This is a genomic window from Sulfitobacter sp. UBA4523 (genome assembly GCF_002388305.1).
Taxonomy (GTDB): Bacteria; Pseudomonadota; Alphaproteobacteria; order Rhodobacterales; family Rhodobacteraceae; genus Sulfitobacter; species Sulfitobacter pontiacus.
In genome coordinates, this window is sequence record NZ_DGMH01000018.1 from 1 (window position 1) to 14,118 (window position 14,118).

General features: G+C 60.0%; 11 protein-coding genes. 2 read left to right on the forward strand and 9 right to left on the reverse strand.

The window, feature by feature from the left end; translation table 11 throughout:
* From mraY to B3849_RS03930, 8 genes are all read right to left on the reverse strand, one after another.
* The coding region (gene mraY / locus B3849_RS03895) for a phospho-N-acetylmuramoyl-pentapeptide-transferase (protein WP_286779843.1) at window positions 1-1,035 on the reverse strand (1,035 nt) is incomplete at its 3' end.
* A 31-nt stretch (window positions 1,036-1,066) separates the two neighbouring features.
* Window positions 1,067-2,503, reverse strand: a complete 1,437-nt coding sequence (locus B3849_RS03900; protein WP_286779844.1) for a UDP-N-acetylmuramoyl-tripeptide--D-alanyl-D-alanine ligase — start codon at window positions 2,501-2,503, stop codon at window positions 1,067-1,069.
* The gene (locus tag B3849_RS03905) at window positions 2,500-3,981 is read right to left on the reverse strand and encodes a UDP-N-acetylmuramoyl-L-alanyl-D-glutamate--2,6-diaminopimelate ligase (RefSeq protein ID WP_286779845.1); all 1,482 of its coding nucleotides are present in this window, start codon (window positions 3,979-3,981) and stop codon (window positions 2,500-2,502) included. The genes B3849_RS03900 and B3849_RS03905 overlap by 4 nt, the downstream gene beginning before the upstream one ends.
* A gap of 16 nt (window positions 3,982-3,997) precedes the next feature.
* Window positions 3,998-5,785, reverse strand: coding sequence for a peptidoglycan D,D-transpeptidase FtsI family protein (locus tag B3849_RS03910; protein ID WP_005854159.1), 1,788 nt, complete (start codon window positions 5,783-5,785; stop codon window positions 3,998-4,000).
* Window positions 5,782-6,135, reverse strand: a complete 354-nt coding sequence (gene ftsL / locus B3849_RS03915; RefSeq protein ID WP_005854161.1) for a cell division protein FtsL — start codon at window positions 6,133-6,135, stop codon at window positions 5,782-5,784. The genes B3849_RS03910 and ftsL overlap by 4 nt, the downstream gene beginning before the upstream one ends.
* The gene (gene rsmH, locus B3849_RS03920; protein ID WP_037953772.1) at window positions 6,132-7,124 is read right to left on the reverse strand and encodes a 16S rRNA (cytosine(1402)-N(4))-methyltransferase RsmH; all 993 of its coding nucleotides are present in this window, start codon (window positions 7,122-7,124) and stop codon (window positions 6,132-6,134) included. Before rsmH ends, ftsL begins: the two co-directional genes overlap by 4 nt.
* A 5-nt stretch (window positions 7,125-7,129) precedes the next feature.
* Window positions 7,130-7,633: a division/cell wall cluster transcriptional repressor MraZ gene (gene mraZ, locus B3849_RS03925; protein WP_081781250.1), complete on the reverse strand. Its 504-nt coding sequence runs from the start codon at window positions 7,631-7,633 to the stop codon at window positions 7,130-7,132.
* Between the two features lie 768 nt (window positions 7,634-8,401).
* Complete coding sequence (locus B3849_RS03930) at window positions 8,402-9,472, reverse strand: Mrp/NBP35 family ATP-binding protein (protein WP_278425971.1); 1,071 nt, start codon at window positions 9,470-9,472, stop codon at window positions 8,402-8,404.
* Window positions 9,473-9,986: 514 nt separating this feature from the next.
* On the opposite strand from B3849_RS03930, the gene B3849_RS03935 reads away from it, so the two are divergent.
* Complete coding sequence (locus B3849_RS03935) at window positions 9,987-10,199, forward strand: DUF1127 domain-containing protein (RefSeq protein ID WP_278375418.1); 213 nt, start codon at window positions 9,987-9,989, stop codon at window positions 10,197-10,199.
* 220 nt (window positions 10,200-10,419) lie between these two features.
* Here the strand turns inward: B3849_RS03935 and B3849_RS03940 are convergent, their stop codons facing one another.
* Window positions 10,420-12,840 carry an ATP-dependent helicase gene (locus tag B3849_RS03940; RefSeq protein WP_278425970.1) on the reverse strand — a complete coding sequence of 807 codons (2,421 nt, stop codon included), beginning with the start codon at window positions 12,838-12,840 and terminating at the stop codon, window positions 10,420-10,422.
* Between the two features lie 349 nt (window positions 12,841-13,189).
* Between B3849_RS03940 and B3849_RS03945 the strand changes: the two genes are divergently transcribed.
* Window positions 13,190-14,118: biotin carboxylase N-terminal domain-containing protein (locus B3849_RS03945; protein WP_286779846.1), on the forward strand; the 929-nt coding region annotated here is incomplete at its 3' end.

The following is a 14,118-nucleotide window of genomic DNA, read 5'->3' on the forward strand; positions in this document are numbered from 1 at the left end:
GATGATCCAGAAGCGGATCACGATCTGCGGCTCGGCCCAGCCCTTTTTCTCGTAATGGTGGTGGATCGGTGCCATCAGGAACACCCGCTTGCCGGTGCGTTTGAAATAGAGCACCTGAATGATGACCGAGAGCGCCTCGACCACAAAGAGGCCGCCCACGATGCCCAGCACCAGCTCGTGCTTGGTGGCGACCGCAATCGCCCCCAGCGCACCACCCAAGGCCAAAGACCCGGTATCCCCCATGAAAACCGCCGCAGGCGGAGCGTTATACCACAGAAACCCCAGACCACCGCCGACAAGCCCCGCGACAAAGATCAGGATCTCGCCCGTGCCCGGCACGTAATGCAGCCCCAGATACTCGGTGAAATCGACGCGGCCCACCGTATAGGCGATCACGCCCAGCGCCGCCGAGGCGATCATCACCGGCATGATGGCCAGCCCATCGAGACCATCGGTCAGGTTGACCGCATTGGCGGCGCCCACAATCACGAACATCGCAAAGGGGATAAAGAAAAAGCCGAGGTTGATCAGCACATCCTTGAACACCGGCAGCGCAAGTTGATATTGCAACTCTGCCGGATGATGCAGTCCGGCCCAATAGGCCGCAATGAGCGCGATGAGAAACCCAAGGCCCAGCCGCACACGGCTTGAGACGCCCTTGACGTTCTGCTTGCTGACCTTCGCATAATCGTCAGCAAAGCCGATGAGGGCAAAGGACAGCGTCACGAAAAGCACGAGCCAGACATAAGGATTGTCGAGGCGCGCCCAGAGCAGGGTCGAAGTGACAAGCGCACCCACAATCAAGAGCCCGCCCATGGTGGGCGTGCCCGCCTTGGCGAAATGCCCCTCTGGCCCGTCATCGCGGATCGGCTGGCCCTTGCCCTGCCGCTTGCGCAGCACGGCGATCAGCGGCTTGCCGAACAGAAAGCCAAACACCAGCGCTGTCAGGAAGGCCCCACCGGCGCGGAAGGTGATGTAGCGGAAAAGGTTAAAGAAATCGCCGCCATCTGACAGGAGGGTCAACCAATAGAGCATCGTACGCGTCCTAACTCAAAATCTTGTGGGCTTAGCCCTGTCGTTCATTCGGGACCGGATGGCCCATTTTGCGGATCGCGTCAACGATCAGCCCTAGTTTCATGGACAAGGAGCCCTTGGCGAGCACAACATCGCCACTGTCCAGATGCGACGAAAGCGCGGGCAGCAGGTCGGCGGCGGTTTCGGCCCATTCCCCGCGTTGATGCGCCGGCAGCAGGTCATAGAGCGACTTCATCAGCGGGCCCACACAGTGGATCACATCCAGCTTTTTGGTGGCGTCAAGATGCGCGAGCCCTGCGTGCAGGGCGATCTCGTCCGGTCCCAGCTCCTTCATGTCCCCCAGATAGGCGATGCGCCGTCCCTTGCTGACGCGGCCGATATCATGGGTCACCTCGGCGGCGGCCAGTACCTCTAGGGCGGCGGCCATCGACGTGGGGTTCGCGTTATAGCTATCGTCGATGAGGTTCAGCGTCAGATGGGTGTCGACCACGTCGAGATGGATGACCTCTCGCACGCCGCGCCCCTTATACGGTGTCCAGCGTCCCAACGAGGCCGCAGCAAGGGCCAGATCCGCGCCCATGGCCTGTGCAGAGGCCAAGGCCCCCAAGGCGTTCATCGCGAAATGCCGCCCCGGCGTCCCGATCTTGAACAGCAGCGGCGTGCCGTCCGCATCGGCGCGCACGACGGTGGTGTCGCCCTGCACCTGCACGTCCAGCAGTTTGTACTGATAGCCATGCTCGCCAAATTCGACCTCGCGCAGGCGGCGATCCACGGCCTTGGCCATCAGGATCGCGGCGTGTTCAATGTCAGCGTTGATCACCGCCACGCCCCCCGGTTGCAGCCCGTCAAAAACGGCGGCTTTCTCGACCGCTATTTCCGCGACATTGGCAAAGGCTTCCAGATGCACGGCGGCGACGGTGGTGACCATCGCGACATCCGGCTTGGCCATCTGCGCCAGCGGAGAGATCTCTCCGGGGTGGTTCATGCCGATCTCGATCACGGCATATTCTGTATCCGCAGGCATCCGCGCCAGCGTCAGCGGCACACCCCAGTGGTTGTTATAGCTGTCCACAGAGGCATGCGCCCGCCCCTGGTCGGCAAAGATCGCAAGCAGCATTTCCTTGGTCGAGGTCTTGCCGACGCTGCCCGTCACCGCGACGACCTTGGCCTGCGTTCGGGCCCGCGCGGCGGCACCAAGCGCCTCCAGGGCCCTCAGCACATCCTCGACGATCAGCAGCGGAGCATCCTCGGCCACGCCCTCGGGGACATGGGTGACCAGCGCGGCCCCGGCCCCTTTTTCCAGCGCCATGGCGACAAAATCATGCCCGTCGCGCACGTCTTTCAGCGCGACAAACAGATCCCCCGGTGCAAGGGTACGGGTATCAATCGACACGCCGTCACAGGTCCAGTCCCCGATGGCGTGGCCGCCGGTGGCGCTTTCGGCCTCTTTTGCTGTCCACAAGCTCATGCCAATCTCCCATCCAGCGCCGCGACGGCGACGCTGGCCTGTTCCACATCATCAAAGGGTAGCACATCGTCACCGATGGTCTGTCCGGTTTCATGGCCCTTGCCCGCGATCAGCAGCGCGTCGCCCGTGCCGATGGCGTCGATGCCCCGCAAGATCGCCTCGGCACGGTCGCCCACCTCGGTCGCTTCTGGCACGCCCTCCATGACGGCGGCACGGATGGTCGCCGGATCTTCGGAGCGCGGGTTGTCATCGGTCACGAACACCAGATCCGCATGGGCCGCCGCCGCCTGTCCCATCAGCGGGCGTTTGGCGCGGTCACGGTCACCGCCTGCGCCCACGATAGCGACCAGCCGCCCCATGACATGGGGGCGCATCGCTTGCAGGGCGGTGGCAATGGCGTCGGGGGTATGGGCGTAATCCACAAACACCGCCCCGCCATTGTCCCGCGTTGCGGCAAGCTGCATGCGGCCGCGCACGGTGGTCAGATGCGGCAGCGTGTCGAACACATGGGCGGGGTCCGCCCCGCAGGCAATCACCAGCCCCGCCGCGAGCAACACGTTGTCCGCCTGAAACCCGCCAATGAGGTTCAGACGTTTCTGGTAGGTCTTGCCACGATAGCTGAACCGCAGGTCCTGCCCCGTCGCATCAAAGCGCTGCCCGGTCAGATGCAGATCACCGCCGTCGCGCCCCACGGTGATCACCTCGCAGCCGCGGGCGCGTGCGATGGCGACCATATCGACCCCCTTGGGATCATCGATATTGATTACCGCCGTGCCGTCCTCGGGCAGCACCCGCGAGAACAGTCCGGCCTTGGCGTCGAAATAGGCGTCGAAGGTCTCGTGGTAGTCGAGATGGTCTTGGGTAAAATTCGTGAACCCCGCCGCCTTGAGCGTGACGCCATCCAGCCGCCGCTGGTCCAGCCCGTGGCTCGACGCCTCCATCGCGGCATGGGTGATACCGTTGGCAGAGGCCTCGGCAAGGGTGCGGTGCAGGGTGATGGGCTCGGGCGTGGTATGCGCCAGCGGTGCGGTCCATGCGCCTTCGACGCCAGTGGTGCCAAGGTTGACAGCCGCCAGCCCCATCTCGATCCAGATTTGCCGCACAAAGGTGCTGACAGAGGTTTTGCCATTGGTGCCGGTGACGGCAATCATCGTCTGCGGCTGCGCGCCGTACCACAGGGCTGCCGCGCGCGACAGCGCCTCGCGGGGGGCATCGGTGACGACAAGGGCGACCTCGGCCTGTGCCAGCGAGCCAGCGGCCAGCGTGGCCCCCTCGGCGTCGGTCAACACCGCCACCGCGCCCATGCGCAGCGCATATTGGATAAACTCGGCCCCGTGGACCTTGCTGCCGGGCATGGCGGCGAACAGGGTTCCGGGCTGGACCTGACGGCTGTCGACGCTGATACCTGCAATGGGCGGGTTGCCCCCCCCTTTCGCGGTCAGACCAAGGGAGGATAACGGGACGGCCTGTGTGCCCATGGGGACGCTCTTTATATTAGTTGCTGCTGGAGAGCGTTATATCAGCGAGGCTGTCCGGTTCAACAGTCGGTCGCAGACCCAGCAGGGGCGCGACGCGACGGACCATTTCCGCGGCCACGGGCACGGCTGTCCAACCGGCCGTGCGGCGCGGTTTGTCGCCCGAGGTCTCGACAGGTTCGTCCAGTGTGACGATCAGCACGTATTTGGGATCATGCGCCGGGAACATGCTGGCAAAGGTCGCGATGACCGTATCCTCAAGATAACCACCACGGGGGCCGGGTTTATCCGCCGTCCCGGTCTTGCCGCCGATCTGGTAGCCGGGCACTTCGGCAAAGCTGGCCGTGCCTTCGGTCACCACCGCACGCAACATTGCGCGGGCATCCGCTGCCGCGCGTTCAGACATCACACGGGGGCCGACCACGGGGCCGGATTGCTTGCGCAGCGTCGGGGTGACCTTGTGCCCGCCATTGGCGATGGCAGAATAGCCCGCCGCCAGATGCATCGGGCTGGAGGACAGGCCGTGGCCATAAGAGACGGTTACGGTGCTCAGCTCTTGCCAGCGCTGCGGCAGCAAGGGCTTGCCGCCAGAGGCTTCGACGATCTCGAAGGGGGTTGGTTCAAAGAACCCGAGGTTTTTCAGGAATTCCTGCTGACGCTCCGCGCCGATCTCAAGCGCAAGCCGCCCTGTCCCGCGGTTGGAACTATGCACGATGATCCCTGTCACCGTCTGCTTGCCGTAGTTCTTGCCGTGGAATTCGCCGATGCGGAAACCGCCGACCTTCATCGGGCCAGAGGTGTCGATCACCGTATCCGCAGTGGCAATGCCAAGGTCGATCGCCTGTGCCGCGGTAAAAATCTTGAAGACAGAGCCAAGCTCATAGACGCCTTGCACCGATCGGTTGAACAGCGGGCTGTCGGACGCATCGCCTGTGACGGCGGCATGGGGCCGGTCGTTGGGGTCGAAAGAGGGCAAGGATACGGCGCTGATCACCTCGCCCGTGTGCACATCCATCAGGACCGAGGTCGCCCCCTTGGCGTTCATCAGCTTCATGCCGCCATAGAGAATACGCTCGGACGCGGCCTGCACGGTCATGTCGATCGACAGTTCCAGCGGCTTGTTCCCATTGGCCGGATCGCGCAGATAATCGTCAAAGTATTTCTCTGCCCCCGCGACGCCGATCACCTCGGCGGCATGGACACCCTCGCGGCCATAGCTGGCCCCGCCCATGATATGCGCGGCAAGCGACCCATTGGGGTAAAGGCGCATATCACGCGGCGCAAACAGCAAGCCCGGCTCGCCGATGTCATGCACGGCCTGCATCTGCTCGGGGCTAATTTTCTTCTTGATCCACAAGAACTTGCGCTTGCCGGTAAAGTCGCGCAGCAGGCGTTCCTCGTTCAGGTCGGGGAACACGGCCATCAGCTTTTTCACGGCCCCCTGCGGGTCGATCATGTGGTGCGGCTGCGCATAAAGCGCATGTGTCTCAAAGTTGGTCGCCAGCAGATTGCCGTTGCGATCGACAATATCGGCGCGGGTGGCCGAGATCACGGAACCCGGGGCCGCCGCGCGCGGCTCTGTCGGGTCGGTGGTCGCCATGACCCCCATACGCGCACCCACAACGGTGAAGGCGCAGAAGAAGAAGACACCCAGAACCAGCAAACGCCCCTCGGCGCGCTGCCGCGAGGCGTCGCGCATCTGCTCGTGGCGGATACGCTTGTTCTCGCGCTCGATCGCATCGGGGTTTTCGCCCTTTTGACGGGCTTCAAGAATACGGGCCAGCGGGCGCAGCGGGGTGCGGATCATTCGGGGGCCTCCATCGAGGATACGTCAACGCCGTCGGTGATCTCGAACAGCGGCAGTTCTGGCAGCGGCGGGTAGCTCACCTGATCGATAGATCCGAACTGGTCGGGATGCAGCGGCAAGAGGTTCAGCCGGTCAAAGTTGAGCTCTGCCAGATCGCGCAGACGGTCGGGGCGGTTCTGATAGGCCCATTCCGCCTTGAGCACGGCCAGACGGCTGTAGGCTTCGCGGATTTCATAGCGCAGGTCATCGGCATCACTCAGGGCTTGCTGGGTCGCGTAATTCTCGCGGTAAGCCCAGAAGGCCAGCCCGATCACCGAAAAGGTGGTTAGGATGTAAAGCACGGTTCTCATACGGTTAATCCCCTGACCATAGGCATGCCGAGTGCCTTGGCATCGATGCTGCCCGCAGGCGCATCAGTGCGAATTGCGACGCGCAGCTTGGCCGAGCGGCTGCGCGGGTTCTCTTCCAGCTCTTGCGCATCCGGCCCGATGGCCTTGCGCTTGAGGATCTTGAACTGCGGCTCGGGTGCTTCAATTTCGGGCGCAAAGCGATTGGCGTTGCCCCCTGCCCCCGCACGCGCCGTCAGGAAGCGTTTGACCATACGGTCTTCGACCGAGTGGAAGGTCACAACGGCCAGCTGGCCACCCGGTTTCAACGCGCGTTCCGCCGCCATCAACCCGTTGAACAGCTCGCCATATTCATTGTTCACCGCAATGCGCAGCGCCTGAAAGCTGCGGGTCGCGGGATGCGACTGGCCGGGTTTCGAACGCGGCAAACAGCCTTCGACCAAGCCTGCAAGCGCCAGCGTTGTGGTGATCGGGGCCTCTTCGCGGGCACGTACGATCGCTTTGGCGATGCGGCGGCTGGCACGTTCTTCACCGTATTGGAACAGGATATTGGCGATGACCTCTTCCTCGGCCTCGTTGACAATATCCGCCGCCGAGGGGCCGTCCTGGCTCATCCGCATATCAAGCGGCCCGTCACGCATGAAAGAGAACCCGCGCTCTGCCAGATCAAGCTGCATGGAGGACACGCCCAGATCGAGCACGATCCCGTCCAGATCCTGCGCATAATCGTCCATCTTGGAAAAGACGCCGCGCTGCATGACGATCCGGTCGCCATAGTCACCGGCCCAGGCCTGCGCCATTTCAAACGCAAGCGGGTCACGGTCCACCGCCACCACCTGCGCAGCACCCGCGTCCAGCAGGCCACGGGTATAGCCGCCCGCGCCAAAGGTGCCATCCAGCCAACGCCCCGACACAGGGGCCACCGCCGCCAGCAAGGGGCGCAGCAGAACCGGTGTGTGCGGGGCGGAGGGGGTATCGCTGGGTCCGCTCATATCGATCAAGCCTCCGGCTTGCCGTCCAGGAAGGCCATCGGATCAAAGTCTTCTGGCAGATCGTCCAGCCACTCCTCTTCGCGGGCCTTTTCCTCGGTCTCGTAGGTTTCGGGCTTCCAGATCTGGAAGGTATCACCGGCGGCGATAAAGAATGCTTCGTTTTCCAGGTCGATCTTGTTGCGCAGCTTCGCTGGCAGAACCAGGCGGCCCGTTTCATCGACCGATGTGGGAAAGGACTGACCGTGGAACAGGCGCTGCAGCATCTTGCGTTCCATCGACCCGCGCGGCAGCGCGTCGATCTTGTCGTCCACCTCTTCGATGGCCTGCATGGTATAGCATTCAAGATAGCTGCGGCGGCTGTCGCCATAGACGATCACCAGCTCGGGCGTGCCACCGTTTTGCCAATTCGGGTCACCGGCTTCCAACACACGACGAAAAGAGGCTGGGATAGACACCCGCCCCTTCGTATCGACCTTGTGTTGGCTTTCGCCTCTGAACCTGCGGCTCACGTGTTTGTCCCTGCCTGCGACGCTTGTGCGCCCTAAAATCATGCCCCCAGCGGTAGATGTAGAAACGGCGGGCTGATCTGCTGCCACTGATCAACCCGCCGCCCGTCCCGCCTTGGCGGGGAAGTCCGACTGCGCGCGCCACCTGGGGGGATGTCTGCTCGCTCGCGCGCCGGATCTCTTGGTCTGATGAAAGCGAGGTGCCTGTATGAACCTGCTAGAGTTTTATTTGGTCGTTGGGGTCGTTTGGTGCCCCGTGTCTCGTTCTCATCCGATGCACTAGGGATGCCATGGGAATTGATGGGCGTCTATAAGTTTTTTGGGAAATACACACCAAATTTGGTTTTGCACAGGGTTGTGAATCAATATGTGGGGAAGAAATATCAGCGATTTTTAGCTTATGTCGGTTAAATATTAAATTAGACCACAACATATTGAGATAAAAAACGCGTGCTGAAATTTCCCACAATTTCCCAACAATTTTAGACCACAGAGTTATCCACAGCCTGTGTTCGCGGCTTGTTCCCCGATCGCAACACCAATTGCAACTGTTTTATCGCGCAAACTGAGGATTCCGCGCCTCAGACAGCCATTTTCCGCCGAATCACCTTGCCAATCCGGCAGGGTCCGGCCGGCGATCTCCCATGTTTTCCCATGAGGTTTTCCCATGGGATCCCATACGCACGTCCACACGACGCCGATGAACGCGAAACGCCGCGCAGGGGGCTGCGCGGCGTTGAGTATAGATAGGAGCGTGAAGGAGGTTGCCCCTTAGGCCATCCCACCCTTGATCAAACCTTCGGCGATGCGGGCGTAGGCCTGGGCCATCGGCCCATCCCCCGCGGCCACCGGCGTGCCACCATCGCCCGAAAGCCGGGTATCAAGATCGATGGGTAAACTGCCGAGCAAAGGCACCTCCATCTTCGCGGCTTCGGCTGCAACCCCGCCATGGCCAAAGATTTCATGTTCGGACCCACAATCAGGACAGACAAACAGCGACATATTCTCGATCAATCCCAACACGGGCGTCTTCAACGTATTGAACATATCAATCGCCTTGCGCGCATCGATCAGCGCCACGTCCTGCGGCGTTGACACCACGATCGCGCCGGACAATTCGGATTTGGTACATAGTGTCAGCTGCACATCGCCCGTGCCCGGCGGCAGATCGACAAGCAACACGTCCAGCTCGCCCCACTCTACCTGCCCCAGCATCTGCTGCAGCGCGCCCATCAACATCGGGCCACGCCAGACCACAGCCTTCCCCTCCTCAATCATAAAACCGATGGACATCAGGGTCACACCATGGGCGTGCAGCGGGATGATCGTCTTCCCATCCGGCGAGGCGGGCCGCTTGTTCACCCCCATCATACGCGGCTGACTGGGACCATATATATCGGCATCCAGCAAACCGACCTTGCGACCTGCTCGCGCCAGCGCCACGGCGAGGTTCGAGCTCACGGTCGATTTGCCCACGCCCCCCTTGCCCGACCCAATGGCGAGAATGCGCTGCACGCCAGCCGGTTTCATCGGGCCATCCTGCGCCTTCGGGTGCCCGCCAATCTTTAGGCTTGGGGCCGATTGCTTTGGCGCGGGGCCATGGGCCGTCAGGGCGACTGCTACGCTGGCAACGCCATCAACCTCGCGCACCACGGCCTCTGCCGCGTCGCGCAGCGGGGCCATCTGCGCGGCGACCTGCGCATTGGGGGCTTCTATAACAAAGCGCACCACATCGCCCTCGACCGTCAAAGCGCGGATCAGATCGTGATCAAGGATAGACTTCCCATCCGGCAGCATCACCCGGGCCAGAGCAGATTCGACGTCGGATTTAGAGAGCGGCATGACATATTCCTTTCGAGACTGCTTTTGACATGGCAGTTTCTGGCCAAATCGCAACCCTACGTTCGCATGCCGCACAGCACCAAGGCAAAACGAACATTTAGCGCCCAAAAATTACGCAAAACCCCTATGTTTTCGCTGCATGGCAGCAATGCACAATTTGAGAATTGTGCAAACGCAGCAAATAGGTCAAAAAGGTTTCAGGAACGCAGACACTGCGAGCCAAGAATAAGACCAAACTCATCCATCCTCCTCCCGGATGTGTTTGTTTTCGGCGGCGATACCCTCCTCCTCCCTGGTATCGTCGCCATTTTTTTCCATACAACTCCTCCTGACTGCTAAAGCGTTTGCGCTAGGGTTATTTTGTTCCCGATCAAGACGTTACGTCACCTTTTGCCCATGCATTTTCTGCATAGCAGCATTGACGATCTGACTATTGTGCAGATGCAGCATTTTACTACATAACCAACACAAGACGAATGATAACGAACACAGACGAAACAAGACGAGGTATCCGATGGCCTACTTGAACGCTACAACCGCACCGACTCTGGCAGACCGCTTTGCCGCGCTGATGTCCACACTCGAGACTCGCCGCAAGCAACGTCGCGTATACCGCTCGACTTTTAACGAGCTGAGCTCCTTGTCCAACCGCGAGCTGAACGACCTGGGCATGGGCCGCTCGCAAATCCGCGGCATCGCGCTGGAAACAGCACGCAACGTTGCATAAATCATACTGGATCGGGCACACGCACCCTCCCTGTTGTGTGCCTGTAGAAAGCTTCGGGTCTCCTCCTCCTCCCTGAGACCGGCGGCTTTCATAAACGTCCCCTTCCCCCTTTCCTCCCGATTGGATTGGGGACGTAGATAAAGACGGCGGTGCTTTCCTCCCAAAGCACCGCCGTTCTTGCATCTAATTCTTGATATTTCGTAAAATTCATGACGCCCGTTTAGAACGGAACGTCATCCGATGCGCTCAGATAGCGCGACACGACCTTCTTGACCCCGGCCTTGTCAAAGCTGATCTCAAGCTTATCCCCTTCGATTCCAACAACTTCGCCATAGCCAAATTTCTGGTGGAACACCCGTTCTCCCATCGCAAAACTGCTGACGGCGGACATGTCGATCGTCACATTTCGGGCTTCCGAAGGCTGGCTCACGCTGCGTGCTTGGCTGCGCGTCTGCAATCTGCGCCACCCCGGAGAATTATATACATTCGCTTCAGCGGCTTTTTCATGCAGATTCGATTTGGGCATCGCTGCCCCATACCCGCCACCATACAGCCCCGGCGGGGTCAGCACATCCACATGGGCTTCGGGAAGTTCGTCGATAAACCGTGACGGCATGGCGCTTTGCCACTGACCAAACACGCGGCGGTTGGCCGCAAAAGAGATCGTGCAAAGCTGCTCTGCCCGGGTGATTCCGACATAGGCAAGCCGCCGCTCTTCCTCCAGCCCCTTCAGGCCAGATTCGTCCATCGATCGCTGCGACGGAAACAGCCCATCCTCCCAGCCGGGAAGAAACACCGCCGGAAACTCAAGCCCCTTGGCCGCGTGCAACGTCATGATCGACACTTTGGCGCCACCATCGTCGCTTTCATTATCCATGATCAAGCTGACGTGTTCCAAAAAACCTTGGAGATTCTCGAACTGCTCCAACGCTTTAACCAGCTCCTTCAGGTTCTCGAGCCGCCCCGGAGCTTCCGGCGTTTTGTCGTTCTGCCAAAAACCAGTATATCCGCTTTCATCCAAAATAATCTGCGCCAATTCCACATGGCTGACCTCGGGCGGGCCATATTCTTCGTGAAACAGCTGCGCACCTTCGTCGATGACGCTATCGTCATCAACCACAGTCTGTAGGCGCGGGCCCCGGGCCAGTTCGGACCACCGCTGAATCCCGTCGATAAGCAGACGCAACTGCGCCGCCCCACGACCGCCAATCCCGCCATTCGCCAACAGAATCCGCGCCCCTTCCACGAGATTCACGCCGTTTTCCCGCGCGGTTTTCTGTATATTTTGTTGCGCTTTATCGCCTAAACCACGCTTGGGCGTGTTCACGATTCTCTCAAAAGCAAGATCGTCATCAGGGGAGGTAACCACCCTGAAATAGGCCATGGCGTCGCGAATTTCTAACCGTTCATAGAAACGCGGGCCACCGATCACGCGGTACGGTAGGCCAATGGTCAGGAACCGATCCTCGAACGCGCGCATCTGGTGTGATGCCCGTACAAGAATCGCCATATCGTCCAATGTGTATGGATCAAGCTCGCGTGTGCCGCGCTGCAACGCTTCGATTTCGTCACCGATCCAACGCGCCTCTTCCTCGCCATCCCAATGGCCGATGAGACGCAGCTTTTCACCCTCACGGGATTCCGTCCACAAAGTCTTGCCCAAACGCCCCTCGTTTCCTGCGATTACGCCCGAAGCGGCCGCCAGGATGTGCGGTGTTGACCGGTAATTCTGTTCCAACCGCACCACATGAGCGCCGGGAAAATCTTTTTCGAACCGCAGGATGTTGCCAACCTCGGCCCCTCGCCAGCCGTAGATCGACTGGTCGTCATCCCCGACACAGCAGATATTCTTGTGGCCAGAGGCCAGCAGACGGAGCCACAAATACTGTGCCACGTTGGTATCCTGATACTCATCCACCAGTATATATTTGAACCACCGCTGATATTGCCCCAGCACGTCTTCGTGCTGCTGGAAGATGGTGACCATATGCAGCAGCAAATCACCAAAGTCGCAGGCGTTCAGATCTTTAAGCCGCGCCTGATACTGCGCATAAAGCTCCGCCCCGCGGTGGTTATAGGCCCCCGCATCGGCCGTAGGAATTTTGTCGGGCGTCAATGCGCGGTTTTTCCAGCCATCAATAACGCCTGACAGCAAACGTGCGGGCCAACGTTTGTCATCAATCCCTTCCGCTTTGATCAACTGCTTGAGCAGGCGCAGCTGGTCATCCGTGTCCAGAATGGTGAAGTTCGACTTTAGCCCGACCAATTCAGCATGGCGGCGCAACAGCTTGACGCAAATCGCATGAAACGTACCCAGCCAAGGCATCCCTTCAATGCTCTGCCCCAGCATATGCCCCACACGGTTTTTCATCTCGCGCGCGGCCTTATTGGTGAAGGTTACCGCGAGAATCTCGTTCGGGCGGGCGCGCCCGGTATTCATCAGATGCACGATCCGCGCCGTCAAAGCCTTGGTCTTGCCCGTGCCTGCCCCCGCGAGCATCAAGACAGGGCCATCCATCTGCTCCACCGCGGCACGCTGGGCCGGATTCAGCCCATCAAGATAGGGTTGCGGACGCGCAGCCATAGCGCGCGATGATAGGGAAGCGCCCTCAAAGGCGGCCATTTCGTCAAAATCATTCATACGGCCAATCTATCCCGCACACGCACCAAATAAAAGACACGTTCGCAAAATGTTCCCGCCGCATTTTCTATAATGCAGCGGCGGTTTGCTAGCCGTCTAGCGTCAAAGCCGCAGGAATTATTGTTATCTGTTCCTCCTTATTACTGATGTCATTGCATAGGTACGAACGCGCCCTCGTCTCGGCGTAGCACCCCATCTCTTTCCAAATGGTTAAAAATCCCCCGCGGAGCGCAAAAAAACTTCTACTTGCACACCGCGTCAAACAGACGCAACAATGCCGCAGCGCAGCGTTAGCGCGCGCTCTAGACGCTTGAAAATTAAGATTTCTCGCCAGCAGGAAGGCCTAGCTATGACCGACTTTAAGAAAATTCTAATCGCAAACCGCGGCGAGATCGCCATTCGAATTATGCGCGCGGCCAACGAGATGGGAAAAAAGACGGTCGCCGTTTTCGCCGAGGAAGACAAGCTGGGCCTACACCGTTTTAAAGCCGATGAAGCCTATCGGATCGGGGCCGGTTTGGGGCCTGTCGCTGCCTATTTGAGCATCGATGAAATCATCCGCGTGGCCAAAGCCTCGGGCGCGGATGCGATCCACCCGGGCTATGGGCTGTTGTCAGAAAACCCCGATTTTGTAGATGCTTGCGCGCAGAACGGTATTACTTTTATCGGGCCGCGTGCGGAAACAATGCGCGCCTTGGGCGACAAGGCCAGCGCGCGACGCGTGGCGATGGAGGCCGGCGTGCCGGTCGTCCCCGCGACAGACGTTCTAGGCGATGATATGGAGGTCGTCCGTAAGCAGGCGGCAGAGGTTGGCTACCCGCTGATGCTCAAGGCCTCCTGGGGCGGCGGGGGTCGTGGCATGCGCCCCATCGCGAATGAAGAAGAACTTAAAGAAAAAGTGATGGAAGGCCGGCGCGAGGCAGAAGCGGCCTTCGGCAATGGCGAAGGCTATCTGGAAAAGATGATCCTGAAGGCGCGCCATGTCGAGGTGCAAATTTTGGGCGACAGCCACGGCGAAATCTACCATCTATTTGAAAGAGATTGTTCCGTTCAGCGTCGCAACCAAAAGGTCGTCGAACGCGCGCCTGCCCCCTATCTTACCGAAGAACAACGCGCTGAGATTTGTGAATTGGGCCGCAAAATCTGTGCACATGTTAACTATGAATGTGCCGGTACGGTCGAATTCCTGATGGATATGGACGACGGCAAGTTTTATTTTATCGAGGTAAATCCAAGGGTTCAGGTCGAACACACGGTCACCGAAGAGGTCACCGGCAT

Bases quoted from the DNA above. Each gene is read 5' to 3' on its own strand.
- B3849_RS03935 (WP_278375418.1), top strand. From the start codon at position 9,987: ATGGCCTACTTGAACGCTACAACCGCACCGACTCTGGCAGACCGCTTT.
- B3849_RS03910 (WP_005854159.1), bottom strand. From the start codon at position 5,785: ATGATCCGCACCCCGCTGCGCCCGCTGGCCCGTATTCTTGAAGCCCGT.
- B3849_RS03905 (WP_286779845.1), bottom strand. From the start codon at position 3,981: ATGGGCACACAGGCCGTCCCGTTATCCTCCCTTGGTCTGACCGCGAAA.
- rsmH (WP_037953772.1), bottom strand. From the start codon at position 7,124: ATGAGCGGACCCAGCGATACCCCCTCCGCCCCGCACACACCGGTTCTG.
- ftsL (WP_005854161.1), bottom strand. From the start codon at position 6,135: ATGAGAACCGTGCTTTACATCCTAACCACCTTTTCGGTGATCGGGCTG.
- B3849_RS03900 (WP_286779844.1), bottom strand. From the start codon at position 2,503: ATGAGCTTGTGGACAGCAAAAGAGGCCGAAAGCGCCACCGGCGGCCAC.
- B3849_RS03930 (WP_278425971.1), bottom strand. From the start codon at position 9,472: ATGCCGCTCTCTAAATCCGACGTCGAATCTGCTCTGGCCCGGGTGATG.
- B3849_RS03940 (WP_278425970.1), bottom strand. From the start codon at position 12,840: ATGAATGATTTTGACGAAATGGCCGCCTTTGAGGGCGCTTCCCTATCA.